The sequence below is a fragment of the Streptomyces cinerochromogenes genome (genome assembly GCF_014648635.1).
GTDB lineage: Bacteria > Actinomycetota > Actinomycetes > Streptomycetales > Streptomycetaceae > Streptomyces > Streptomyces cinerochromogenes.
Map to the genome: position 1 here is coordinate 407,604 of NZ_BMRM01000004.1, position 22,804 is coordinate 430,407.

General features: G+C 71.9%; 18 protein-coding genes and 5 tRNA genes. 9 read left to right on the top strand and 14 right to left on the bottom strand.

Going from position 1 to position 22,804, the window contains the following annotated elements; genetic code table 11:
- Positions 1–40 precede the first annotated feature (40 nt).
- From IEZ20_RS10940 to hrpA, 3 genes are all read right to left on the bottom strand, one after another.
- Positions 41–259: a DUF6274 family protein gene (locus tag IEZ20_RS10940; protein ID WP_189296919.1), complete on the bottom strand. Its 219-nt coding sequence runs from the start codon at positions 257–259 to the stop codon at positions 41–43.
- A 643-nt stretch (positions 260–902) separates the two neighbouring features.
- Positions 903–977 (bottom strand) — tRNA-Asp (locus IEZ20_RS10945).
- A 94-nt stretch (positions 978–1,071) separates the two neighbouring features.
- Positions 1,072–5,016 (bottom strand): ATP-dependent RNA helicase HrpA, encoded by a 3,945-nt coding sequence (hrpA, locus tag IEZ20_RS10950; protein ID WP_189296921.1) that lies wholly within the window; start codon positions 5,014–5,016, stop codon positions 1,072–1,074.
- 88 nt (positions 5,017–5,104) lie between these two features.
- Here hrpA and IEZ20_RS10955 point away from each other — a divergent pair, with 88 nt between their 5' ends.
- The gene (locus IEZ20_RS10955; protein WP_189296923.1) at positions 5,105–6,181 is read left to right on the top strand and encodes an ABC transporter permease; all 1,077 of its coding nucleotides are present in this window, start codon (positions 5,105–5,107) and stop codon (positions 6,179–6,181) included.
- Here the strand turns inward: IEZ20_RS10955 and IEZ20_RS10960 are convergent.
- From IEZ20_RS10960 to IEZ20_RS10990, 7 genes are all read right to left on the bottom strand, one after another.
- Positions 6,178–6,501 carry a hypothetical protein gene (locus IEZ20_RS10960; protein ID WP_189296925.1) on the bottom strand — a complete coding sequence of 108 codons (324 nt, stop codon included), beginning with the start codon at positions 6,499–6,501 and terminating at the stop codon, positions 6,178–6,180. The two genes, IEZ20_RS10955 and IEZ20_RS10960, sit on opposite strands and share 4 nt — an antisense overlap.
- Before the next feature lie 72 nt (positions 6,502–6,573).
- A complete protein-coding gene (locus IEZ20_RS10965; RefSeq protein WP_189296927.1) occupies positions 6,574–8,172 on the bottom strand; it encodes a hypothetical protein in 1,599 nt (532 codons plus the stop codon).
- Positions 8,173–8,357: 185 nt separating this feature from the next.
- Positions 8,358–9,017 carry a histone deacetylase gene (locus tag IEZ20_RS10970; RefSeq protein WP_189296929.1) on the bottom strand — a complete coding sequence of 220 codons (660 nt, stop codon included), beginning with the start codon at positions 9,015–9,017 and terminating at the stop codon, positions 8,358–8,360.
- A 119-nt stretch (positions 9,018–9,136) separates the two neighbouring features.
- Positions 9,137–9,210: transfer RNA gene (locus tag IEZ20_RS10975), tRNA-Phe, on the bottom strand.
- 24 nt (positions 9,211–9,234) lie between these two features.
- A tRNA-Asp gene (locus tag IEZ20_RS10980) sits at positions 9,235–9,309 on the bottom strand.
- Positions 9,310–9,345: 36 nt separating this feature from the next.
- Positions 9,346–9,418: transfer RNA gene (locus IEZ20_RS10985), tRNA-Glu, on the bottom strand.
- Between the two features lie 80 nt (positions 9,419–9,498).
- Positions 9,499–11,055, bottom strand: a complete 1,557-nt coding sequence (locus tag IEZ20_RS10990; RefSeq protein WP_189296931.1) for a metallophosphoesterase family protein — start codon at positions 11,053–11,055, stop codon at positions 9,499–9,501.
- 60 nt (positions 11,056–11,115) lie between these two features.
- Between IEZ20_RS10990 and IEZ20_RS10995 the strand changes: the two genes are divergently transcribed.
- The 5 genes from IEZ20_RS10995 (at position 11,116) to IEZ20_RS11015 (ending at position 16,528) form a co-directional block, all read left to right on the top strand.
- Positions 11,116–11,466 carry a metallopeptidase family protein gene (locus IEZ20_RS10995; RefSeq protein ID WP_189296933.1) on the top strand — a complete coding sequence of 117 codons (351 nt, stop codon included), beginning with the start codon at positions 11,116–11,118 and terminating at the stop codon, positions 11,464–11,466.
- 345 nt (positions 11,467–11,811) lie between these two features.
- Entirely contained in the window at positions 11,812–12,342 is a 531-nt protein-coding gene (locus IEZ20_RS11000) for a hypothetical protein (RefSeq protein WP_189296934.1), read from the top strand.
- Positions 12,343–12,557: 215 nt separating this feature from the next.
- Complete coding sequence (locus IEZ20_RS11005) at positions 12,558–14,747, top strand: DEAD/DEAH box helicase (protein WP_189296936.1); 2,190 nt, start codon at positions 12,558–12,560, stop codon at positions 14,745–14,747.
- A 103-nt stretch (positions 14,748–14,850) separates the two neighbouring features.
- On the top strand, positions 14,851–16,356 hold the full coding sequence (locus tag IEZ20_RS11010) for an amino acid permease (protein WP_189296937.1): 1,506 nt from the start codon (positions 14,851–14,853) through the stop codon (positions 16,354–16,356).
- A 99-nt stretch (positions 16,357–16,455) separates the two neighbouring features.
- Positions 16,456–16,528 (top strand) — tRNA-Lys (locus IEZ20_RS11015).
- Positions 16,529–16,544: 16 nt separating this feature from the next.
- Here the strand turns inward: IEZ20_RS11015 and IEZ20_RS11020 are convergent.
- Together IEZ20_RS11020 and IEZ20_RS11025 are read right to left on the bottom strand one after the other, a co-directional pair.
- Positions 16,545–17,144, bottom strand: a complete 600-nt coding sequence (locus IEZ20_RS11020) for a TetR/AcrR family transcriptional regulator (RefSeq protein WP_189296939.1) — start codon at positions 17,142–17,144, stop codon at positions 16,545–16,547.
- Positions 17,145–17,212: 68 nt separating this feature from the next.
- On the bottom strand, positions 17,213–17,872 hold the full coding sequence (locus IEZ20_RS11025; protein WP_229896010.1) for a TetR/AcrR family transcriptional regulator C-terminal domain-containing protein: 660 nt from the start codon (positions 17,870–17,872) through the stop codon (positions 17,213–17,215).
- Positions 17,873–18,027: 155 nt separating this feature from the next.
- Here IEZ20_RS11025 and IEZ20_RS11030 point away from each other — a divergent pair, with 155 nt between their 5' ends.
- Positions 18,028–18,654 (top strand): NADPH-dependent FMN reductase, encoded by a 627-nt coding sequence (locus tag IEZ20_RS11030; RefSeq protein ID WP_189297072.1) that lies wholly within the window; start codon positions 18,028–18,030, stop codon positions 18,652–18,654.
- Between the two features lie 16 nt (positions 18,655–18,670).
- Entirely contained in the window at positions 18,671–20,089 is a 1,419-nt protein-coding gene (locus IEZ20_RS11035; protein ID WP_189296941.1) for a DHA2 family efflux MFS transporter permease subunit, read from the top strand.
- Positions 20,090–20,189: 100 nt separating this feature from the next.
- Here IEZ20_RS11035 and IEZ20_RS11040 read toward each other — a convergent pair whose 3' ends face one another.
- Positions 20,190–20,816 carry a GTP cyclohydrolase II gene (locus IEZ20_RS11040; protein ID WP_189296943.1) on the bottom strand — a complete coding sequence of 209 codons (627 nt, stop codon included), beginning with the start codon at positions 20,814–20,816 and terminating at the stop codon, positions 20,190–20,192.
- A gap of 153 nt (positions 20,817–20,969) precedes the next feature.
- Positions 20,970–21,500, bottom strand: coding sequence for a MarR family winged helix-turn-helix transcriptional regulator (locus IEZ20_RS11045; RefSeq protein ID WP_189296945.1), 531 nt, complete (start codon positions 21,498–21,500; stop codon positions 20,970–20,972).
- A gap of 64 nt (positions 21,501–21,564) precedes the next feature.
- Here IEZ20_RS11045 and IEZ20_RS11050 point away from each other — a divergent pair, with 64 nt between their 5' ends.
- Positions 21,565–22,695: a dihydrofolate reductase family protein gene (locus IEZ20_RS11050; RefSeq protein WP_189296947.1), complete on the top strand. Its 1,131-nt coding sequence runs from the start codon at positions 21,565–21,567 to the stop codon at positions 22,693–22,695.
- Positions 22,696–22,804: the final 109 nt, after the last annotated feature.

Genomic DNA, 22,804 nt, shown 5'->3' on the forward strand with positions numbered 1-22,804 from the left:
GTCACACGCCCCGACGCTTGTTGCCTGCGGCCCGTGTGGGCTAGGGAGTTGGGGCGGCGGAGTCGCACGCGGCCTCCCGGCGGCCGCTCTCCTCGCCGGCGTCCCGCTCGCCCTCCTGGTCCTGCGGTCCGGCGTCCATCGCCAGCCGCAGCAGGCGGTGACAGATGGGGCAGTGGCGGGTGAGATGCCGGTAGGACGAGGCGGCCGACAGATGCGCCCTCAGAAGCGCCCGCGTCTCATGCCTGACCGATGCCGTCATACGCCACCCCCAGGGTCCCCACGGGAGGAACGAGCTCTGCTCCCTGGGTACCGAGGGAATGTGACGCCGTCAAGACCGCGCGGGGCTCCGCCGGTTCGGCGGCGCCGTCAGCCACCGGCACCCGGACCGGCCCCCTGGGCCTGCGCGCCAGCCCCGCCCTCGCCCCTGCCGGGCCTCGCCCCCGAACGCCGGACGGTCGGTTTCACGCCGTTCACGGACACGACTGAGGCCCGTCGTCCTTGTCGGATGACGGGCCTCAGTGGTGATGCGGTCCTGACGGGATTTGCTGTGTTTGATTGCGGCTCCGCCGCGGGCGCGGCCTCCGCCGTCACCGGGGGCGGGGCATGACTGAGGCCCGTCGTCCTTGTCGGATGACGGGCCTCGATCGCGATGCGGTCCTGACGGGATTTGCTGTGTTTGATTGCGGCTCCGCCGCGGGCGCGGCCTCCGCCGTCGCCGGGGGCGGGACATGGCTGAGGCCCGTCGTCCTTGTCGGATGACGGGCCTCGATCGCGATGCGGTCCTGACGGGATTTGCTGTGTTTGATTGCGGCTCCGCCGCGGGCGCGGCCTCCCCCGTCACCGGGGGCGGGACATGACTGAGGCCCGTCGTCCTTGTCGGATGACGGGCCTCAGTCGCGATGCGGTCCTGACGGGATTTGAACCCGCGGCCTCCACCTTGACAGGGTGGCGAGCACTCCAAACTGCTCCACAGGACCTGGTTTCGCGGCGCTTGGTTGTGCGTTGCGCTGCGAGAAGAGACTTTACATGAGGTGCGGGGTCTGGTCGAACTCACCCTCTGTGCGGGGGCGGTTACGGGACAGCCGCGTCGATCGCCTTCACGATGCGCTTGTCCGAGACGGGGTACGCCGTGCCCAGCGCGTGGGCGAAGTAGCTGACCCGGAGCTCCTCGATCATCCAGCGGATGTCCAGGACCTGCTGCGGCACCGGCCGGCCCTGCGGGAGCTGTTCCAGGAGCCAGGCGTACTCGTCCTGCATCTCATGGACCTTCTCCATGCGCGTCGTGTCCCGCTGGACGTTCGTCGGCATCTGCTGCAGCCGGCGGTCCGCGGCCACCAGGTAGCGCATGACGTCGGGCAGCCGCCGTATGCCCGCCCACGTCACGAAACCGGGCTTCACGAGGGCGTCCAGCTGCTTGCGGACGTCCGTCAGGTTCGCGAGCAGCGCGGGGCTGCCGACGGCCTTCAGGCGGCGCTCACAGGCCTGCCAGGCCGCGAGGACCTGCTGCACCTGGGCGACCGTACGGACCGTGGTGTCCACGATCTCCGCGCGCACCTTGTCGTACAGCTTCCGGTACGACTCCTCGTCCCACACCGGCCCGCCGAAGTCCGCGATCAGCTTGTCCGCCGCGGCCATCGCGCAGTCGTCGAACAGTGCCTGGATCGAGCCGTGCGGATTGGCGGAGAGGGCGAGCTTCTGGGCGTTCGTCAGCTTCTCGGACGCGAACTTCGCCGGGTTCACCGGGATGTTCCGCAGGATCAGACGGCGGGTGCCCTTCCACATGGCCTCCGCCTGCTCCGCCTCCGTGTCGAAGAGGCGCACCGAGACCGTGTCGCCGTCGTCCACCAGCGCCGGGTACGCCTTGACCGGCTGGCCGGCCCGGCGCGTCTCGAAGACCCGGGTGAGCGAGCCGATCGTCCAGTCCGTCAGGCCCGTGCGCTCCAGGGACTCGCCGCCCTCGCGGGAGGCGGTCGCCGCCGCGGCCTGGGAGAGGGCCTTGCGCGCCTTCGGCTTCAGGCGCAGCTTCAGTGCCTCGAGGTCCTTGTCCTCGGCCAGCTTCCGGCGTCGCTCGTCGACGATCCGGAAGGTGATCTTGAGGTGGTCGGGGACCTTCGCCCAGTCGAAGTCCTCCGCCTCGAACGGCACGCCGACCATCCGCTTCAGCTCGCGGGCCATCGTCACCGTCAGCGGCTCCTGCAGGGGCACCGCCTTCTCCAGGAAGGCCTTCGCGTAGTTCGGCGCGGGGACGTAGTTGCGGCGGATCGGCTTCGGCAGGGAGCGGATCAGCTCCGTCACCACCTCCTCGCGCAGGCCCGGGATCTGCCAGTCGAAGCCCTCGTCCGTGACCTGGTTGAGGACCTGGAGCGGGATGTGGACCGTCACACCGTCGGCGTCCGCGCCCGGCTCGAACTGGTACGTCACCCGGAACGTGAGCTGCCCCTGTCGCCAGCTGTCGGGATAGTCGGCCTTGGTGACCGCCTCCGCCGACTCCCGGATGAGCATCTCCCGCTCGAAGTCCAGGAAGTCCGGCTGCTCGTGCCGCTTCCGCTTCCACCAGGAGTCGAAGTGCGCGCCGGAGACGACGTGTTCGGGTACCCGCTGGTCGTAGAAGTCGAACAGCGTCTCGTCGTCGACCACGATGTCCCGGCGCCGGGCGCGGTGCTCCAGCTCCTCGACCTCGCTGAGCAGCTTCCGGTTGTCGGCGAAGAACTTGTGGTGCGTGCGCCAGTCGCCCTCCACCAGCGCGTTGCGGATGAACAGCTCGCGACTCGTCTCCGGGTCGATCCGGCCGTAGTTCACCTTCCGCTGGGCGACGATCGGGACGCCGTACAGCGTCACCTTCTCGTACGCCATCACGGCCGCCTGGTCCTTCTCCCAGTGCGGTTCGCTGTACGTCCGCTTGAGCAGGTGCCCGGCCAGCGGCTCGACCCACTCCGGCTCGATCCTGGCGTTGACCCGCGCCCAGAGGCGGCTCGTCTCCACCAGTTCCGCCGACATCACGAACTTCGGCTGCTTCCTGAACAGCGCCGAGCCCGGGAAGATCGCGAACTTGGCGTTGCGGGCGCCCAGGTACTCGTTCTTGTTGCCGTCCTTCACGTCCTTCATCCCGATGTGGGAGAGCAGGCCGGCGAGGAGGGAGACGTGGACGCGGTCGGCGGGGGCGTCGTCCTCGTTGAGGTGGATGCCCATCTGCTTGGCGACCGTCCGCAGCTGGGTGTAGATGTCCTGCCACTCGCGGATGCGCAGGAAGTTCAGGTACTCCTGCTTGCACATCCGGCGGAAGGACGACGAGCCGCGCTCCTTCTGCTGTTCGCGGATGTAACGCCACAGGTTGAGGTAGGCGAGGAAGTCGCTGCTCTCGTCCTTGAAGCGGGCGTGCTGCTGGTCGGCCTGCGCCTGCTTCTCGGCGGGGCGCTCGCGCGGGTCCTGGATGGACAGCGCGGCGGCGATGACCATGACCTCGCGGACGCAGCCGTTCTTGTCGGCCTCCAGGACCATCCGGGCCAGCCGGGGGTCGACGGGCAGCTGGGCGAGCTTGCGGCCGGTGTCGGTGAGGCGCTTGCGCGGGTCCTTCTGGGCCGGGTCCAGCGCGCCCAGCTCCTGGAGGAGCTGCACGCCGTCGCGGATGTTGCGGTGGTCCGGCGGGTCGATGAAGGGGAACTTCTCGATGTCGCCGAGGCCGGCCGCGGTCATCTGCAGGATGACGGAGGCCAGGTTCGTACGGAGGATCTCCGCGTCCGTGAACTCCGGCCGGGCGAGGAAGTCCTCCTCGGCGTACAGGCGGATGCAGATGCCGTCGGACGTACGGCCGCAGCGGCCCTTGCGCTGGTTGGCGCTGGCCTGCGAGACCGGCTCGATCGGCAGGCGCTGCACCTTCGTGCGGTGGCTGTAGCGGCTGATGCGGGCGAAGCCGGGGTCGATGACGTACTTGATGCCCGGGACGGTCAGCGAGGTCTCGGCGACGTTGGTCGCCAGAACGATCCTGCGCCCGGTGTGCGGCTGGAAGACGCGGTGCTGCTCGGCGTGCGACAGCCGGGCGTAGAGGGGGAGCACCTCCGTGAAGCGGTACTTCTTCTTCTCCAGCGCGTCCGCCGTGTCCCGGATCTCCCGCTCGCCGGAGAGGAAGACGAGGATGTCGCCCGGACCCTCGGCCTGGAGTTCCTCGACGGCATCGCAGATGGCGGTGATCTGGTCCCGGTCGGCGTCCTCGGAGTCCTCCTCCAGGAGGGGGCGGTAACGGACCTCCACCGGGTACGTCCGCCCGCTGACCTCGACGATCGGCGCGTCGCCGAAGTGCCGGGAGAAGCGCTCGGGGTCGATGGTCGCCGAGGTGATGACGACCTTCAGGTCCGGGCGCTTGGGCAGCAGCTGGGCGAGGTAGCCCAGCAGGAAGTCGATGTTGAGGGACCGCTCGTGGGCCTCGTCGATGATGATCGTGTCGTAGGCGCGCAGCTCGCGGTCGGTCTGGATCTCGGCGAGCAGGATGCCGTCCGTCATCAGCTTGATGAAGGTGGCGTCCGGGTTCACCTGGTCGGTGAAGCGGACCTTCCAGCCGACGGACTCGCCGAGGGGCGTCCGCAGCTCCTCCGCGACCCGCTCGGCGACGGTCCGGGCGGCGATCCGGCGCGGCTGGGTGTGCCCGATCATGCCGCGCACGCCGCGGCCCAGCTCCAGACAGATCTTGGGGATCTGCGTGGTCTTGCCGGAACCGGTCTCACCGGCCACGATGACGACCTGGTGATCGCGGATGGCGGCCGCGATCTCGTCCTTCTTCTGGCTGACCGGCAGCTGTTCGGGATAGGTGACGGCCGGCACGCGGGAGCGGCGCTCGGCCATCCGGGCCTCGGCCCTGCCGATCTCGCCGTCGATCTCGGCGAGGACGGCGGCACGGGCCTCCGGCTTACGGATCTTGCGCGCGCCCTCCAGCCGCCGTCCGAGCCGGTGCGCGTCGCGCAGCGACAGCTCGGTCAGACGGGGGGCGAGGGTGCCGAGGGCGGGGGCGGGATGCGTAGACATACGCGATCCAGGATCTCACCTCGGCGGAAAATCATGCGAGCCATTTGACTCGGGGCGAGATGTCATGTGATGACCTAGCGTGGTCGCTATGTCCGATTCCCCGCACGGAGAGCACGGTCGCCCCCCGACCCGCGCGGAACGCTGGACGGCGTTCCGGGAGTCCCCCTTCCTGCCCGCCACCGTCCTCCTGGTCATCCTCGCCGCGGCGGCCGGCCTCTTCGCCGGGTCCTACACCTACGCCATGGCCAACCCCACCCCGCACAGCATCCCCGCGGCGGTGACCGGCGCCCCCGACCGGCCGGCGGCCCGGCGGTTCATCGACGCCATGGAACAGGTGCTGCACGCCTCCGTGAAGCTGCACCCGTACGGCAGCCGCCGGGAGGCGGTGCGTGCGGTGGACGAACAGCGGGAGTTCGCGGTGATCGACGCGCCCGCCGACGGCAGGACGATCACCCTGGAGGTGTCCGGGGCGTCCGGGGCGACCGTCGCCCAGCTGCTCGGCCAGGCGGCGCTGAAGGCCGGCAAGGCCACCGGCACCACCGTGGTGGTCCACGACCTCAAGCCGCTGCAGAAGGGCGACCCCAGAGGACTGGCGATCTTCTACATCTCCCTCGCCGCCGTGATCGTCGGGTTCGTCGGTGCCATCCAGCTCAGCGTGCACGCGTCGGCGCTGAACCCCCTGGAGCGGATCGCCTTCACCGTGGCCTACGCCGTGCTCGGCGGGTTCACGATCGCCGCGGTGGTGGACTGGCTGCTGGGCGCGCTGAGGCTGCCGTTCGTGGAGTCGTGGGCGATCCTCGCCTTCACCATGTTCACCACGGGCATGGTGTTCACGATGTTCAACACCCTGGTCGGGCGCTGGGCCATGCTGCCGACCTGGGGCCTGATGGTGCTGCTGGGCAACCCGTCGTCCGGCGGGGCCGTCTCCTGGCCGCTGCTGCCGTCGCCGCTCGGCACGATCGGCCGCTGGCTGCCGCCCGGCGCCTCGGTGAACGCCCAGCACACCGCGGTGTACTTCCGCGGTCACCAGCACGCCTTCCCGTTCCTGGTGCTGGCCGGCTGGGCGGTCGTGTCCTGCGCGGTCTTCCTGATCTGGCGCCATCGCCATCCCGGGGGCAGACCGACCGGTGCGGCGCACGCGGCCCAGGACCGGCGGCGGCCCTAGGGGGTGCGCTGGGCGGGCGGGGCCGGCGGGGCGGCCGGTTCGGGGTGCCTGCGGGAGGGGCCGTCCCCGAGCGCGATCGACCGCGCGGTGTTGGAGACGGCCTTGATGCCCAGGTAGGCCGTGGTCAGGCTGCTGACGGCGGTGAACGCGGCGGTGAGGACGCCGACGATCACCGCCTTGTCGCCGTCGAGCCGCCACACGCCGACGACCGCCACCGCGGCGATCGCGAGATTGCTGACGACGACCGCGAGCAGCCCGTACCGGGCCCGGTCCTTCTCCAGCTCGGTGTCCCGGATGGCTCCGGCCTCGTCCCGGCCCATGTCTCCCCCCGCCCCCGCGCACCACGCGCGGCCAGCCTGAACGTAGCGCCGGCCGGGCGCGGTGCCAAGGCGTCACCGGACGTCGACGTAGTCCTCGGTGCCGCTGCCGACGAAGTGCCTGCTGTCGGGGTACAGGAAGACGGGCACCCAGGTGCCGTCCTGCCGGGCCGTGAAGCCCTTGCTGAAGGACCCGCTGCTCTTCGTGGTGACCGTGGACATCAGGTACCAGCTCTTGGCGCCCTTGGGCCGGAAGAGGATCTGGACCTTCTTGCCGCCGTACGCCTTCCAGGTGCCGGAGCCGACCGGCCGCTCCTGGAGCACGCCCTTGACGGTGATGGTCCGGCCCTTGGTCACCGGCTCGGGGGAGGCGTTGGCGTCCTTGATCCGGGTGAGGGCGCGGTTGCGGCGCAGGCTGTTGCTGGTGGTGCCCTTGATGTCCTTGGTGGTGGAACCGGCGTACCGCAGCCGCCAGTAGCCGTCCGTGTAGCCGGGCACCTTGTCGGCGGTGAACTGGGAGCCGAAGCCGGCCTTCACGGTCTTCTCCGTGGTCCAGTTCGTCTTGCCGTTGGCCGAGTACTGGATGTCGACGCTCGCCTGGTCGTTGACGTCACGGCCGATCAGATCGAGCGTGCCGGTGACCTTGAGCTGCGCGTACTTGTCCAGCGAGGCGGTGAAGCCGGAGAACTTCGTCGTCGCCGTGACCGCCGCGGTGACGTCCGCCGTGCTGTGCTGGGCGAAGGGCGTGTACGACGTGAAGGCGATCTCGTAGACGCTCTTGCTGCCGTACGGGGTCCGCACGAAGGAGAAGCGGCCGTTCGCGTCGGTCGTGGTGTCGACCGGGCTGCAGGTGCTGCACTCCTTGTAGTCCATCTCCAGCGGGATGCCGGAGAGCGGCTTCCACTCCTCGCCGACCTGGTACTGGAGCGTGCCGGTGACCTTGATCTTCTCGCCGGTGGTGACGTGGAAGCTGCTCTGGTCCAGGACCATCCGGGTCGGCGCGGCCTTCGGCCGGACGTCGATCCAGGAGCTGGCGGCGAAGCCGAGGCCGCCGTTGTAGTCGGCGAAGACCCAGCCGGCCTGGGCCAGCTGGTGGGGGACGGCGAAGTGGCCGGCCTCGTCGGTGACGGCGGTCGCCTTCCCGCTGCCCCCGTCGAACGTGAGGTCCACGGAGGCACCGGGCAGCGGCTCGGTCTCCCGGGTGCTGGGGTCGCGGACGACCATGTCGCCGGCGGCCGTGATCGTCTGGTGCTCGATGTCCGGCTCGGCCGGCGTGACGGCGAAGCCGCTGAAGACGGGCTGCTTCTGGTAGTGCAGCGTGCCCGCGTCCTTCTGGACGGTGGTCTCGCCGGAGCCGTCCGTCGCCTCGACGTCGACGGTGTAGTCGCCGAGGGCGTCCAGGTGGATCGGCTGGGACGCCCAGACGGCGTCCCACGAGCTGGACTCGTACCGCTTCGTGAAGTCGGTGATCGTGGCCACCGGGGCGTCGGTCCCGCTGCTCCCGGCCGGGCGGAGCGTCGCGACGAGCTTGCTGACCTCGCCGCTGAAGTTCAGGCGCACGTCGAGGACGGACCAGTCGGCCTGGTCGCTGTAGGCGCTCTTCACCGTGGGTCCCGCGGCATGGGCGGTGCCGGGCAGGGCGAGCGAGGCGACCAGCACGGCGCCTGCCGTCACCAACCCTCTGGAGATCTGTCTCAAGTACACCCCTCAGGGTTCCAGGACGACGAGAACCCCCTCCTCCCCTTGAGCGGGAGCGGGGGTTCTCGCCAAAGTGGCCTGATCGTACTGGCCGGGGGTGGTCCGGACCAGAGGTGGGTGGGGTCCTGCCTGACGGCGTGCCCCGCCCCGGTGACCGGTCCCTAGTTGAGGAGAGCGGCGATCTCCTCCGGCGACCAGTGGTCGGTCGCGCCGGGGCAGGCCGCGACGTAGGAGGAGATCGCTTCCCTGTCCCATGCCCCGGCGGAGAGCAAGCCCGTGGCGAGGAAGCGGACGTAGGCGGCGGAGGGGGCGACCCACGGCACGTCGTTCATGCCCCACGGCGCTGTGAAGGTCAGCACCGGCAGGCCGTCGATCTGACCCGCGCAGACGAGCGTTTCGTAGCGGCCCTCGCCCAGGACGGCACGCCCCCGGCCGAGGACGTCCACCAGGTCCAGGTCCCTGCCCGGCGTCCGGTACATCTCCTGGGCGGCGATGTCGGCGAACTGGTCGGTGGTCACCAGGTGCGCCCGGGCCAGTACGCGCCCGTCCACCCCCGGGTCGTAGAAGGCACGTCCGCCTCCCCACACGCGGGACTCGGTGGCGAAGTACATCGCGCCGGTCAGCTCCACGGGGAGCGACCGGGCCGGCATGGCCGGGTTGCGGCAGCCCGGGTACTCCCTGGCCGCGCCGGGCGGGCGCCCGCCCTGGAGGTAGGCGGCGAGGCGGTCCAGGTGGGTGTTGGAGCCGTAGGAGGTGTACCAGACGCGCTCGGGGTGCCGGTCGAGCGGCAGGGCCGGGTCGATGCTCGGTAAGGCCTTCACCTGGGGGCTGCTCCGTCGGCGTACCGGGGGCGGGGCGGGGACGTGTCGGGGGCGGGCGGGTATGAAAGAGGCCCTCTCCACGATCGTGGAGAGGGCCTCTGCCCTGGTCAGGGCGGCTGTGGCTGGGGCCGGGGTCGAACCGGCGACCTTCCGCTTTTCAGGCGGACGCTCGTACCAACTGAGCTACCCAGCCACGGTGTTTCACGTGAAACACCAGCGGTCCTGACGGGATTTGAACCCGCGGCCTCCACCTTGACAGGGTGGCGAGCACTCCAAACTGCTCCACAGGACCAAGCGTGTGTGCAACAGTGTCGCACACGGTATTGCGTGCCCCCAACGGGATTCGAACCCGTGCTACCGCCTTGAAAGGGCGGCGTCCTAGGCCGCTAGACGATGAGGGCTATCGGCCCGCCTGGGCGCTTCTCAGCGCGTCGGGGACGTGAGAAGCATATGGGATGGCGAGGGGTATCGCCAAAACGGTTTACGGCGAGGTGGCGGGAGGGGTCGGCGAAGGGGAGTGCGAGGACCCGGTGCCCCCGGCGCCACCGGGCCGGTTCTCGTCCGCCAGATGGCGGCTGACCTCGGCCGTCGTCAGCCCCAGACCGCCGAGCTGGATCGCGTCCCAGGCCTGCAGCCGGCGGCTGTCCCGGTCGAAGTAGAGGATCGAGGCCTCGATCGGCGCCGGGTACTTGCGCTCCACGGCACGCAGCCCGCTGCCGCCGGTCGACCCCTCCATGCGCAGCCGGGTGCCGTACGGCAGCACCTCGGTCCCCTCGTGGTGCAGGTGCCCGCAGAGCACCAGCGGCACGGTGCCGTCGGTCTCCCGGGCGGCGGACGGCTCGTGCGCGACGGCCACGTCCACCGGGGTGCCGGCCGTCCGCTGGTCGCGCAGGGCGCTGGCCAGCCGGTCGCCCGCCAGCTGCTCGGCCGCGTCGCCGCCGGGCGCCACCGACCGGTCGGGGGTGAACTGCGGGTCACCCGTGCCCGCGAACCGCAGCCCCGCCACCGTCTGCGCCCGGCCCTCGTCCAGGACGTGCACGTTCTTCATGCGCTCCAGGTAGCGCTGGGTGGTCCGCGAGTCGTGGTTGCCGCGCACCCAGACGTACGGCACGCCCAGGTCCCGGATCGGGTCCAGGAAGCCGTTCTCCGCCGCCGTGCCGTGGTCCATCGTGTCTCCGGAGTCGACGACCACGTCCACCTTGTACTGGTCCACCAGGGAGCCGATGATCTTCCAGCTCGCCGGGTTGAGGTGGATGTCCGACACGTGCAGGACCCGGATGGTGGAGGGGTCCGGCCGGTAGGCGGGCAGGGTGGAGGTGACGTCGTAGAGCTTCGTCACGTTCGTCACCAGGCGGGCCAACTCGTGCTGGTAGACATCGAATTCCGTGACGATGCTGCGCGCGTTGCCCACCACCGACGGCGCCGAGCTGAGCAGCCCGGAGAACCTCGGTTCCAGGACCGACTTCGGATTCCAGGTGGCGTACGCCGACGCGCCCGAGGCGGCCAGCAGGGCCAGGGCCAGTCCGCCGGCGGCCAGGGCCCGGCGCGGCCGGCGGTAGACGGCGAGACCGAGGGCGGTGGCCCCGGAGACCACGGCGACGCAGGAGCGCACGGCCAGGTCCAGCGTGCCGTGCTCGACGTCCCGGGCGACCTCGTCCTGCAGCCCCGAGATCCGCTCCGGATGGTCGACCAGGGCCTGGGAGCGCTCGGGGTCCAGCTGGTCGATGTTCACGTCCAGGCGGACCGGGGCCACATGGCTGTCCAGGCTGAGAGCCCCCAGCGGCGAGATGTTGATCTTCGTGCCGCCGGTGACGGAGGGGCGCAGCGCCATCGTCGTGTCCATCGGGCCGACCGGGGCCCGGACGTTGCCGACGATCAGCAGGCCCAGCCAGGCGCCCACCAGGACGACCGCGGTGAGGCCGAGGGCGCGCAGCCACGGGCGGGGGCGGGCGGCGAGTTCGAGGGCGGGGAGCGGGCGGGTGCGGTTCGGTGTCCGGTTCAGCATGTGGTTCAGGGCTGCGACGGGGACGCGGGCCATTGGGCCCGTATGCCCAGGTGCCGTGGTGGATATGCGGCGTCGTTACCGGACAATGGCCGTGTGCTGGAGATGACGCGCGAGGAGTTCGAGGAACTGGTCGCCGAGGCGCTGGACCGGATCCCGCCGGAGCTGACGCGGCTCATGGACAACGTGGCCGTGTTCGTGGAGGACGAGCCGCCCGCCGACGACCCCGAGCTGCTCGGGCTCTACGAGGGGACGCCGCTCACCGAGCGGGGCGAGTGGTACGCCGGTGTCCTGCCGGACCGGATCACCGTCTACCGCGGGCCCACGCTGAGGATGTGCGAGAGCCGCGAGGACGTCGTCGCGGAGACCGAGGTGACCGTGGTGCACGAGGTCGCCCACCACTTCGGGATCGACGACGCCCGGCTGCACGCACTCGGGTACGGGTGAGGGCGGGGCCGGCGGAGGGCCGCGGGCGCGGTCGGTGGAGGGCCGGGGGCCGAGAGGGCTGGAGTGCGGTCCGAAGGAGTCCGGGGCGGTCCGGGCAGAGGCCAGGGCGCGACCGCATGCGGCCGGGCGCGTGATCGTGGCTGCGTGTGTGGCTGCGGTGGGGAAGGCCTGGCCGGGGCTGTGCGCGGCTGCGGTGGGGAGCACGTGATCGTGGTGAGCGTGCGGCCGCTGCCGGGAGCGCGTGACCGCGTGGCCGGGCGCTGATGCGCGCCGGGCGCGTGTCCTCTTGCGGGCGGGGGGAGTTGGGCAGGTGGACCCCTTTCCTTGTCCCCGGAGGTGGCCACCGTGCGCCCCTTGTACGTACCCGTCCGTCTCGCCGTCGCGGTCCTGGCCGTCACCGCCGCCGCCGGCTGCGTGAACGTGGGCGACGACGCGGGCCCGGCCCGGCCCTCCCACTCGGCGGACGGACCGCGCGGCGGTGCCGCGCCCGACGGCGGCCCGGGAGGCGGCGGGGGCGGGCTCGTGCACGGTGGTCCGGCGGGGGACGGCAAGCACGGGCACGGAGGCAAGGCGAAGCCCGGTGAGTCGGCCTCGGCCACGGCCACGCCGTCCGGCGGGGGCAGCACGTCGGCGCCGCCGGCGAAACCCGGTGAGCCCGGCAAGCCCGGCAGGACGCCCGGCCCCGGTGACCCGGCGCCGACCAACGCCCCGCCGACCCCGCCGGTGACCTCCGCCCCGCCCGAGCCCCCCGAGCCCACCCCGCCCCCGGCGACCTCGGAGCCGCCGTCGGCCGAGCCGTCCTCGTCGGCCCACGAGGAGCCGCAGCCGCAGCTCGTCCAGCGGGAGCCGGCGCCCCGGGCGGGGGTACCGGCATAGGGCGTGACCAGCGTCTCCCCGGGCCGGTTTGCCTTCAGGGGTGAGGGGTGCGTATGGTGGTAGATCGTTTGATCCCATTTGCCCGGCGCCACCACAGAGCGCGCCGTGTGGCGCGTACTCTCCTTTGCCGTGGCGGACCGCATTGAGGCGGTCGTGAGCGAACCACGGAGTTGACGGGCGCGTGCCGAAGAGACTCCGGAAGGTTTCGCATTCGCATGTCCGTGTCCAGTACTGACCAGATCGTCGTGTCCGAGAACGAGATCGACAACGAGATCGACAACGAACTCGTCGACGTGACGACCGAGGTCACCGAGGCCCCCGAGGCCGCTGACACCCCCCAGACCCCCCAGACCACCTTCGCCGACCTCGGCCTCCCCGAGGGCATCGTGCGCAAGCTCGCGCAGAACGGCGTGACGACCCCCTTCCCGATCCAGGCCGCGACCATCCCGGACGCCCTGGCCGGCAAGGACATCCTCGGCCGTGGCCGCACCGGCTCCGGCAAGACCCTCTCCTTCGGCCTGCCGACCCTGGCCCAGCTGGCCGGCGGCCGGACGCAGAAGCACAAGCCCCGCGCGGTCATCCTCACCCCGACCCGTGAGCTGGCCATGCAGGTCGCCGACGCCCTCCAGCCGTACGGCGACGTCCTCGGCCTGAAGATGAAGGTCGTCTGCGGCGGCACCTCCATGGGCAACCAGATCTACGCCCTGGAGCGCGGTGTCGACATCCTCGTCGCCACCCCGGGCCGCCTGCGCGACATCATCAACCGCGGCGCCTGCTCCCTGGAGGACGTGCAGATCGCCGTCCTGGACGAGGCCGACCAGATGTCCGACCTGGGCTTCCTGCCCGAGGTCACCGAGCTGCTCGACCAGGTGCCGGCCGGCGGCCAGCGCATGCTCTTCTCCGCCACGATGGAGAACGAGATCAAGACCCTGGTCGACCGCTACCTGAACGCGCCCGTCCTGCACGAGGTGGACGCGGCCCAGGGCGCGGTGACGACCATGTCGCACCACATCCTCATCGTGAAGCCCAAGGACAAGGCGCCGGTCACCGCCGCGATCGCCTCCCGCAAGGGCCGCACGATCATCTTCGTCCGCACCCAGCTGGGCGCCGACCGCGTCGCCGAGCAGCTGCGCGAGGCCGGCGTGAAGGCCGACGCGCTGCACGGCGGCATGACCCAGGGCGCGCGTACCCGCACCCTGGCCGACTTCAAGGACGGGTACGTCAACGTCCTGGTCGCCACCGACGTCGCCGCCCGCGGCATCCACGTCGACGGCATCGACCTGGTCCTGAACGTGGACCCGGCCGGCGACCACAAGGACTACCTGCACCGTGCGGGCCGTACCGCCCGGGCCGGCCGCACCGGCACGGTCGTCTCGCTCTCCCTGCCGCACCAGCGGCGCCAGATCTTCCGCCTCATGGAGGACGCCGGCGTCGACGCCGCCCGCCACATCATCCAGGGCGGCGCCGCCTTCGACCCGGAGGTCGCCGAGATCACCGGCGCCCGCTCCATGACCGAGGTCCAGGCCGAGTCCGCCGGCAACGCCGCCCAGCAGGCCGAGCGTGAGGTGGCCCAGCTCACCAAGCAGCTGGAGCGCGCCCAGCGCCGCGCGACGGAGCTGCGCGAGGAAGCCGACCGGCTGGTGGCCCGGGTCGCCCGCGAGCGCGGCGAGGACCCGGAGGCCGCGGTGGCCGAGGCCCAGGCGACGGCGGCGGAGCAGCTCACCGTGGCCGAGGAGCCGGCGCAGCGCGAGACCGAGCGCGAGGAGCGTCCGGCGGCGTCCGCGCCGTACGAGCGCCGGGAGCGGCGCGGTTCCGACCGTGACCGCGAGCGTGGTTTCGAGCGCCGTGACGACCGTCGTGACGACCGCGGTGGCCGTGGTTTCGAGCGCCGGGACGACCGTGGTGAGCGCCGTCCGTTCGACCGTGACCGCAACGACCGCGGTGGCCGTTCCTTCGAGCGACGCGAGGACCGGGGCGGCTTCGAGCGCCGGGACGACCGTGGTGAGCGCCGTCCGTTCGACCGTGACCGCAACGACCGTGGTGGCCGTTCCTTCGACCGCCGTGACGACCGTGGTGGCCGTTCCTTCGAGCGCCGTGAGGACCGGGGCGGCTTCGAGCGCCGGGACGACCGTGGTGAGCGCCGTCCGTTCGACCGTGACCGCAACGACCGCAACGACCGTGGTGGCCGTTCCTTCGAGCGCCGCGACGACCGGGGCGGCTTCCGCCGGGACGAGCGCGGCGGGCACCGGGGCAGCGACCGTCCGTTCAACCGTGACCGCCGCGACGACCGCCCGGGCTTCCGGTCCGGCGGCCACGAGCGCCCCTTCGGCCGTCGTGACGACCACCGCGGCAACGGCTCCTTCGGCCGCCGCGAGGACAAGCCGCGCTGGAAGCGCAACGGCTGACGCCGAGTGACCTGACAAGGGCCCGTACGACTCCGGTCGTACGGGCCCTTTTCGGTCATGTCGTGACGCATATCACACCCTCGGCGGGGGAATTGCTGGGGTCATGACAGATGACGCGAGAGCCGACGCTCCCTCGGACGAGGAACGGCTGGCCCAGCTCGGCTACACCCAGGTCCTCGCCCGCCGGATGTCGGCGTTCTCGAACTACGCCGTCTCCTTCACGATCATCTCCGTACTCTCCGGCTGCCTGACCCTCTACCTCTTCGGCATGACCACGGGCGGCCCCGCGGTGATCACCTGGGGCTGGGTCGCGGTCGGTCTGATGACCCTGTTCGTGGGCCTGTCGATGGCCGAGATCTGCTCGGCGTACCCGACCTCGGCCGGCCTGTACTTCTGGGCCCACCGCCTGGCACCCGCGCGCTCGGCGGCGGCCTGGGCGTGGTTCACCGGCTGGTTCAACGTGCTGGGCCAGGTGGCGGTGACCGCGGGCATCGACTTCGGCGCGGCCTCCTTCCTGGGCGCCTGGCTGAACCTCCAGTTCGGCTTCGGCGTGACCCCCGGCCGCACGGTGCTGCTCTTCGCGGCGATCCTCCTCCTGCACGGCCTGCTGAACACCTTCGGCGTCCGGATCGTCGCCTTCCTGAACAGTGTGAGCGTGTGGTGGCACGTCCTCGGGGTCGCGGTGATCACCGGCGCGCTCGCCCTGGTCCCCGACCACCACCGGTCGGCGTCCTTCGTCTTCACCCACTTCGTCAACGAGACCGGCTGGGGCAGCGGCCCGTACGTCGTCCTCCTGGGCCTCCTGATGGCCCAGTACACCTTCACCGGCTACGACGCCTCCGCCCACATGACCGAGGAGACCCGCGACGCGGCCACGGCGGGCCCGAAGGGCATCGTCCGCTCGATCTGGACGTCCTGGATCGCCGGCTTCGTCCTGCTCCTCGGCTTCACCTTCGCCATCCAGTCGTACGACCGGGAACTCACGTCCCCCACCGGCGCGCCGCCCGCCCAGATCCTCCTGGACGCGCTCGGCGCCACGACCGGCAAGCTCCTCCTCCTGGTGGTGATCGGCGCCCAGCTCTTCTGCGGCATGGCCTCCGTCACCGCCAACAGCCGCATGATCTATGCCTTTTCGCGGGACGGCGCGCTGCCCCTCTCCCGCGTCTGGCACACGGTCAGCCCGCGCACCCGGACCCCGGTGGCGGCCGTCTGGCTGGCCGCGCTCGGCGCGCTCGCGCTGGGCCTGCCGTACCTGATCAACACGACGGCCTACGCGGCGGTGACGTCCATCGCGGTCATCGGCCTCTACATCGCCTACGTCATCCCGACCTTCCTCCGCGTCCGCAAAGGCGGCGCGTTCACGCCCGGTCCCTGGCACCTGGGCCGCTGGTCGCGCCTCGTCGGAGTGGTCTCGGTGGGCTGGGTGCTCGCGATCACGGTCCTCTTCATGCTGCCCCAGGTCTCCCCGGTCACCTGGAAGACCTTCAACTACGCCCCCGTGGCCGTCCTGGTCGTCCTCGGCTCCGCCGCGGGGTGGTGGCTCGCCTCGGCCCGCCACTGGTTCCTCACCGGCCGCCCCGCGCCCGCCCCCGCCCCGGCCGAAAAGTGACCCTCCCCCCGCCCCCGCCACTCCCGACATGGCCGCGTCGCCGATACCCGATCGGCGACCCGGCCTCGTCCGGCTATGCTCGGACACGCAACATCGCGCGGGCCGTTAGCTCAATTGGCAGAGCAGGGGACTTTTAATCCCTTGGTTGTGGGTTCGAGTCCCACACGGCCTACCGACAGGACCCCAGGTCAGGGCTGGATCGACCTGGGGTCCTCCGCTGCCACGATCCGCTCCACCGCCGCCGTCACCAGTGCGTCCCGCTCCGCTTCCGTGAGGACCTCCGGGAGGGTGAGCTGTTCGACGATGAGCCAGTTCAGGGCGAGGTAGAGCAGTTTGACGGCGGTGCGGTCGCCGGGGAGGCCGCTGGACTCGTGGTAGGCGACGTTCGCTTCGAGGTCGGCCCGGACGCGTTCGGTGAGGACCGCGCGGAGTCCCGGGCGGCGGGTGGCTTCCAGGCGGAGTTCCAGCAGGGCGAGGTAGCCGGTGCGGAAGGAGGCCACGCGGCCCACCAGTTCGCGCATCAGCCGCGCGTAGGTCTCCCGGTCGCGGGCGGCGGTCCGATGGCGTTCGACGGTGGCCTCGTCGGGCTGGAGCCGCTCGTAGACGCGGGCGCCGGCCTGGGTGAGCAGGTCGTCCCGGCTGGAGAAGTAGTTCGACGCCGTGCCGGTGGGTACGCCGGCCTCGGCGTCCACCGCCCGGAAGGTCAGCCCTCGTGCGCCCTCCCGGGCCAGCACCTCGATCGCCGCGTCGACGAGTGCCGCGCGCCGCTGGTCGTTCCGTCTCACCATGGGTCTCGGCTCCGGGTGGGGTGGGATCCGGTCGTCACTCCGGGCAGAGTACTGCGTACGCAGTGCTTTCAGGGGTGCGCCGCGTACGCCCGCAGGAACGCACCCACCCCGGCCCTGAGCAGGCGGTCCGTCTCCGGTTCCGGCAGGGGCAGGACGCCGTAGTGGGTCGTCTGGACGATCCGGTGCGAGATCAGGGCCGTGAAGTGGCCCGCCGCCAGGCTCGCGTCACCGTGGAGGTCCAGCAGGCCGGCGTCTTCCAGACGGGCCATCGCCTCGGTGAGGGCTCGCCCGACCGGTTCCGGTCCGGCCTCGTGCCAGGCCCTGAGGACCTCCGGCGGTACGTGGTCGGCCTCCGCGTGGATGTGCCGGACCAGGGCGAAGTGGTTGGCGTAGTCGGTCATGAGCCCGTTGAAGGCGCGGGCCAGCGAGATCAGGTCGCGTTCCAGTTCGTCGGGTCGCGGCGGGCGCTCGGGGTGCAGTACGGCGTGCAGGCGCGCCAGTTGGGCGTCCCGGACCTCGCTGGACGTCCAGGTCACGACCGTCTGGAAGAGCTGCGCCTTGCCGCCGGGGAAGTGGTTGTAGAGCGTGCGCGTGGAGACGTCGGCCGCGGCGGCGAGCGCGTCCACCGAGGCGCGGGCGTACCCCTCGCGGCCGAAGACCGTGCAGGCCGCGCTCGCGATGGCCATCTGCTTCTGCAGCTTGCGCGGTGACTCGTTCGGCCGGCCCACGCCCGCCTCCTTCCCTCTGTGACCGGCAACTCTAGCCGACCTACAACGCCCGTTGTAATTTTTACAACGATCGTTGTACTTTGATGCGCGACAGAGCTGCACAGAAGAGTCCGCAGACGAGCTCACAGATGAGGGGGACAGCTGTGTCCGTCACCATGTCCGTCACCGACCCCGGCGCCCGTGCCGCCGAGGACCGCCCGCTCCGCGTCGCCGTCGTCCTCGGCAGCGTGCGCGAGGGGCGCCTCGGCCGGGCCGTCACCGACTGGTTCCTGACCACCGCCGCCGCCGTGGACCCGGACCTCGACCTCGACGTCGTCGATCTCGCCGAGGTGGACCTGCCGCTGGTGATGCCCGGCTGGGGCGGCGCGCCGAGCCCCGAGGCGGTCGCCGCGCTGAAGGAGGTCTCACCGCGGCTGGCCGCCGCCGACGCGTTCGTCGTCGTCACCCCGGAGTACAACCACAGCTTCCCGGCGGCCCTGAAGAACCTCATCGACTGGCACCACCCGGAGTGGCAGGCCAAGCCGGTCGGTTTCGTGTCGTACGGCGGTCTCGGCGGCGGGCTGCGCGCCGTCGAGCAGCTCCGGCTGGTCTTCGCCGAACTGCACGCCGTGACCGTGCGCGACTCGGTCAGCCTGCACGGCCCCTGGTCCGGGCTCGGCGAGGACGGCGTCCCGCGCGACGCCGAGGTCTGCGCCGGCGCCGCCAAGGGCATGCTCGGCCAGCTCGCCTGGTGGGGCCGGGCACTGCGGGACGCGCGGGCCGAGCGCCCGTACACCGGCTGAGCGCGGGGTGGGGAAGATGCGTACGACCGACCCCGCCGTGGCGCCGGCCCGCCCGGTACCGGGCCCGTCCACGGCCCTGAACCGCACTCTGGCCGTCACCGTCATCGGCACCGTGATGGCGGTGCTGGACATGACGATCGTCAACGTCGCGCTGCGCCGGCTCGCGCAGTCCTTCGACGCCTCGCTGGAGACCATCCAGTGGACCGCCACCGCGTACACGCTCGCACTGGCCGCCGTCATCCCGACCGCCGCCTGGGCCATGGCCTGGATCGGCGCCAAGCGCACCTATCTGACCGCGCTCACCCTCTTCACCCTCGGTTCGCTGCTCGCCGCGTGCGCCTGGGACGCGGGCAGCCTCATCGCCTTCCGGGCGGTGCAGGGGCTCGGCGGCGGGCTGCTGCAGCCGGTCGGCATGGCGATGGTGATGGGCGCGGCCGACCGCAGCCGGCTCGGCCGGGCGATGGCCGTCGGGGGACTGCCCGTCCTGGTCGGGCCGGTCGCCGGGCCGGTGCTCGGCGGCTGGCTGCTCGACGCGGCCTCCTGGCACTGGATCTTCCTGGTGAACCTGCCGGTCGGCGTCCTCGCCCTGGCCCTCGCGCTCCGGCTGCTCCCGGCGGACGCGCCGTCGGCGGAGCCCGGCCGGACCGCTCCCCGCCTGGACCTCCCCGGCCTGCTGATGCTCTCGCCCGGCCTCGCCCTGCTCCTGTACGGCCTGGCCCGGGGCGGCGAACGCGGGGACTTCACCGCGCCCGGCGCCCTCGTTCCGGCGCTCGTCGGTGCGGCCCTCGCGGCGGCCTTCGTCCGACGGGCGCTCACCGTCGCCGCACCGCTGCTGGACCTGCGGCTGCTGCGCGACCGCTCCTTCGCCGCCGGCGCCGGCACGATCGCCCTGTTCACCTGCGGCTACTTCGGCTCCATGCTGCTGGGCCCGCTGTACTGGCAGCAGGAGCGGGGCCTGAGCGCCACGGCGACCGGGCTGCTGGGCGCGCCGGTCGGCCTTGTCGTCGGTACGACGATGCAGATCGTGGCGCGGAGGGTCGACCGGGTGGCCCCGCGCCGGCTCATCCCGCCCGGCATCGTGGTGGCCGCCCTCGGGATGGCGCTGACGGCCTGGCAGTCGGGGGTGCCCGGGATCGCGCCCTGGCGGATGGTCGTGTCGGCCATGGTGATGGGCGCCGGCACCGGCATGGTGCTGATGCCGACGATGGCCACCGCGAGCCGCGAGCTGCCCCGGGAGCGGCTGCCCGCGGCGAGCACCGCCCTGAGCATCACGTCCCAGCTGGCCGCCTCGACCGGCACGGCCACCCTCTCCCTGATCCTCGCGGCAGTACCCCCCGGCCTGACGGCCTTCCGCACGTCGTACACGGCGGCGGCCGCCCTCCTCGCCCTGGCCGCTCTCCCCGCCCTCCTCCTCCCCGGCGCCCCCCGACGGTGAGTGGCAGGTCTGTTCCACAGTCCCGATGCGAACCCGCAGGTCGGAAGGGGGGAGCAGCCGGACGGGGTGGAACGGATCTGCCCGTCCGGGCCGGGACGGGTCAGCCGACGCTGAGTTCCGGCAGGGGGAGGGTGTGGTGGGTCTGGAGGGCCTTCGCCCGGAGGTAGTGGACGTTGTGGGGGGTGGTGAAGAGGCCGGTCGGGATCCGGTCGCGCACCGTGAGGCCTCGCGAGCGCAGCTGCCCGGCCTTGTCGGGGTTGTTGGACAGCAGGTCCAGCTCGGTGATGCCGAGGGCGGTGAGCATCTGCGCGGCGGCCGTGTAGTCGCGGGCGTCCTCCGGGAGGCCGAGGGCGGCGTTCGCCTCGTACGTGTCGAGGCCCTGGTCCTGGAGGGCGTAGGCGTCCAGCTTGTTGTAGAGACCGATGCCCCGGCCCTCCTGGCGGAGGTAGAGCAGGACGCCGCCGCGGCCGGCGATGCGCTCGACCGCCTCGCGCAGCTGGGGGCCGCAGTCGCAGCGGGCCGAGCCGAAGACGTCACCGGTCAGGCACTCGGAGTGCAGCCGGACCAGCGGGACGGGGCCCGGGTCGCCGAGGACGAGGGCGAGGTGCTCCTGGCCGTCGGTGAGGCCGTGGAAGGTGACGAGTTCCGCGTCGGCGGCGTAGCCGTCGGCGAAGCGCAGCGGTACCCGGACGCGGGCGCGCGGGGTGGCGGCGGGGAAGTCGGGCATGCGGGTCCCTCCGGGGCTGTGCTTCAGATTTGAAGCAGTGGTTCGAGCGGGACCCTACCCCTGCTTAAAAGTTAAAGCAATCAACCGGCGGTCGGGTGGCGGTCAGGGGTGCCGCACAGGGCGACGCTCAGGGATTGGTCGGGCGAAGCGTGCTCAGGAAGGCGTGGGCGGTGAGGAGGGGCAGGACGAGCGGCGCCGCCAGGGCACGTCGTCGGCGCCGGACTCGGTGGCCTCGCCCTGGAGGCCGCGCGCGATCCCCGTGCAGATCTCCTCCAGCTGCCCCACCTGCTCCGGGGTCAGCCGGTCGAACAGCAGGGAACGGACCGTCTCGACGTGCCCGGGTGCCGTACGCTCCAGTACGGCCATCCCCTCGTCCGTCAGCACCGCGAGCGAGCTGCGCTTGTCCCGGCGGCAGTCCTCCCGGCGCACCAGGCCGTCCCGCTCCAGCCGGGTCACCACGTACGTCAGCCGGCTGCGCGTGATCTTGAGCGTCTCGGCGAGATCGGTCATGCGCAGCCGGCGCTCGGGTGCGTCGGAGAGGTTGGCCAGCACCGAGTAGAACAGGTGCGGCATGCCGCCCTCCTGCTGGAGCTGCCGGTCGATCGCGTCCTCCAGGAGGCGGGAGGCGGCGATGTAGGCGCGCCAGGCGCGTTGCTCCTCGGGGGTGAGCCAGCGGGTCGTCATGCCGCCAGTGTAGGTTTGTTTAAAAGTTGAACCAAGCCGTCCGCCTCCGGAAGAGAGGGCGCCGATGCCCCTGCCGTACGTGCTGCTGTCCGCCGCCGTCTCCCTCGACGGCTACCTGGACGACACCGGCCCCGAGCGGCTCCTGCTGTCCAGCCCGGCCGACTTCGACCGGGTCGACGCGGTACGGGCCTCCGTCGACGCCATCCTCGTCGGCGCCGGCACGATCCGCGCCGACAACCCCCGCCTGCTGGTCAACTCCGCCGAGCGGCGCGCGGCCCGGGTGGCGGAGGGCAGGCCGGAGTACCCGCTGAAGGTCACCGTCACGGCCACCGGCGACCTCGACCCGGAGGCCAACTTCTGGCACACCGGCGGCGAGAAGCTCGTCTACACCACCGACCGGGGCGCCGAGCGGGCCGCCCGTCTCCTCGGGCGCACCGCGGACGTCGTCCCGCTCGGCCCCGACCTGGACTGGCGGGCCCTGCTGGAGCACCTGCACGGTGAGCGCGGCGTCGGGCGCCTGATGGTCGAGGGCGGCGGCACGGTCCACACCCAGCTCCTCCACCAGGGCCTCGCCGACGAGCTGCAGCTGGTCCTCGCCCCGCTGTTCGTCGGCGACCCGGCGGCCCCGCGCCTGTTCGGACCCGGCGGATACCAAGGGGGACGCCTGCGCCTGCTCGACACGCGCCGGATCGAGGACGTCGTCCTCATGCGGTACGCGCCCACCGCCCCCGGTACCGGCCCGCTGCCCACCGCCGCCGACCGCCACTGGCTGCGCACCGCCTGCGAACTCGCCGCGCTGTGTCCGCCCTCAAAGACGGCGTTCAGCGTCGGCGCGGTCGTGGTCGCCGCCGACGGTACGGAGCTGGCCCGCGGGTATTCGCGGGAGGGCGCCGACCCCGTGGTCCACGCGGAGGAGGCGGCCCTCGCCAAGATCGATCCGGCCGAACCCCGGCTGTCCGCCGCCACCGTGTACAGCAGCCTGGAGCCGTGCGCCCGCCGTGCGTCGCGTCCGGCGCCGTGTGCCGAGCTGATCCTGCGGGCGGGGGTGCGCCGGGTGGTCACCGCCTGGCGCGAACCCGACACGTTCGTCACCTCGGCCGACGGCACGGGGGTGCTGGCCGCCGCGGGCGCGCGGGTCGTCGTACTCCCCGAGCTGGAGGATCTCGCCAAGGCGCCGAACGCCCACCTGCTGTGAGCGGCCCTCCCGTGTGCCGTCGGCCGGCTTGTGGGCGGCTGCGGTCCGTCCCGGCTGGTCGCGCGTTCCCCGCGCCCCTGATGGGGCGCCGCGGGGGGCGGTAGAACAC

Bases quoted from the DNA above. Each gene is read 5' to 3' on its own strand.
- IEZ20_RS10940 (WP_189296919.1), bottom strand. From the start codon at position 259: ATGACGGCATCGGTCAGGCATGAGACGCGGGCGCTTCTGAGGGCGCAT.
- hrpA (WP_189296921.1), bottom strand. From the start codon at position 5,016: ATGTCTACGCATCCCGCCCCCGCCCTCGGCACCCTCGCCCCCCGTCTG.
- IEZ20_RS10955 (WP_189296923.1), top strand. From the start codon at position 5,105: ATGTCCGATTCCCCGCACGGAGAGCACGGTCGCCCCCCGACCCGCGCG.
- IEZ20_RS10960 (WP_189296925.1), bottom strand. From the start codon at position 6,501: ATGGGCCGGGACGAGGCCGGAGCCATCCGGGACACCGAGCTGGAGAAG.
- IEZ20_RS10990 (WP_189296931.1), bottom strand. From the start codon at position 11,055: ATGGCCCGCGTCCCCGTCGCAGCCCTGAACCACATGCTGAACCGGACA.
- IEZ20_RS11005 (WP_189296936.1), top strand. From the start codon at position 12,558: ATGTCCGTGTCCAGTACTGACCAGATCGTCGTGTCCGAGAACGAGATC.
- IEZ20_RS11010 (WP_189296937.1), top strand. From the start codon at position 14,851: ATGACAGATGACGCGAGAGCCGACGCTCCCTCGGACGAGGAACGGCTG.
- IEZ20_RS11020 (WP_189296939.1), bottom strand. From the start codon at position 17,144: ATGGTGAGACGGAACGACCAGCGGCGCGCGGCACTCGTCGACGCGGCG.
- IEZ20_RS11030 (WP_189297072.1), top strand. From the start codon at position 18,028: ATGTCCGTCACCGACCCCGGCGCCCGTGCCGCCGAGGACCGCCCGCTC.
- IEZ20_RS11035 (WP_189296941.1), top strand. From the start codon at position 18,671: ATGCGTACGACCGACCCCGCCGTGGCGCCGGCCCGCCCGGTACCGGGC.
- IEZ20_RS11040 (WP_189296943.1), bottom strand. From the start codon at position 20,816: ATGCCCGACTTCCCCGCCGCCACCCCGCGCGCCCGCGTCCGGGTACCG.
- IEZ20_RS11045 (WP_189296945.1), bottom strand. From the start codon at position 21,500: ATGACGACCCGCTGGCTCACCCCCGAGGAGCAACGCGCCTGGCGCGCC.
- IEZ20_RS11050 (WP_189296947.1), top strand. From the start codon at position 21,565: ATGCCCCTGCCGTACGTGCTGCTGTCCGCCGCCGTCTCCCTCGACGGC.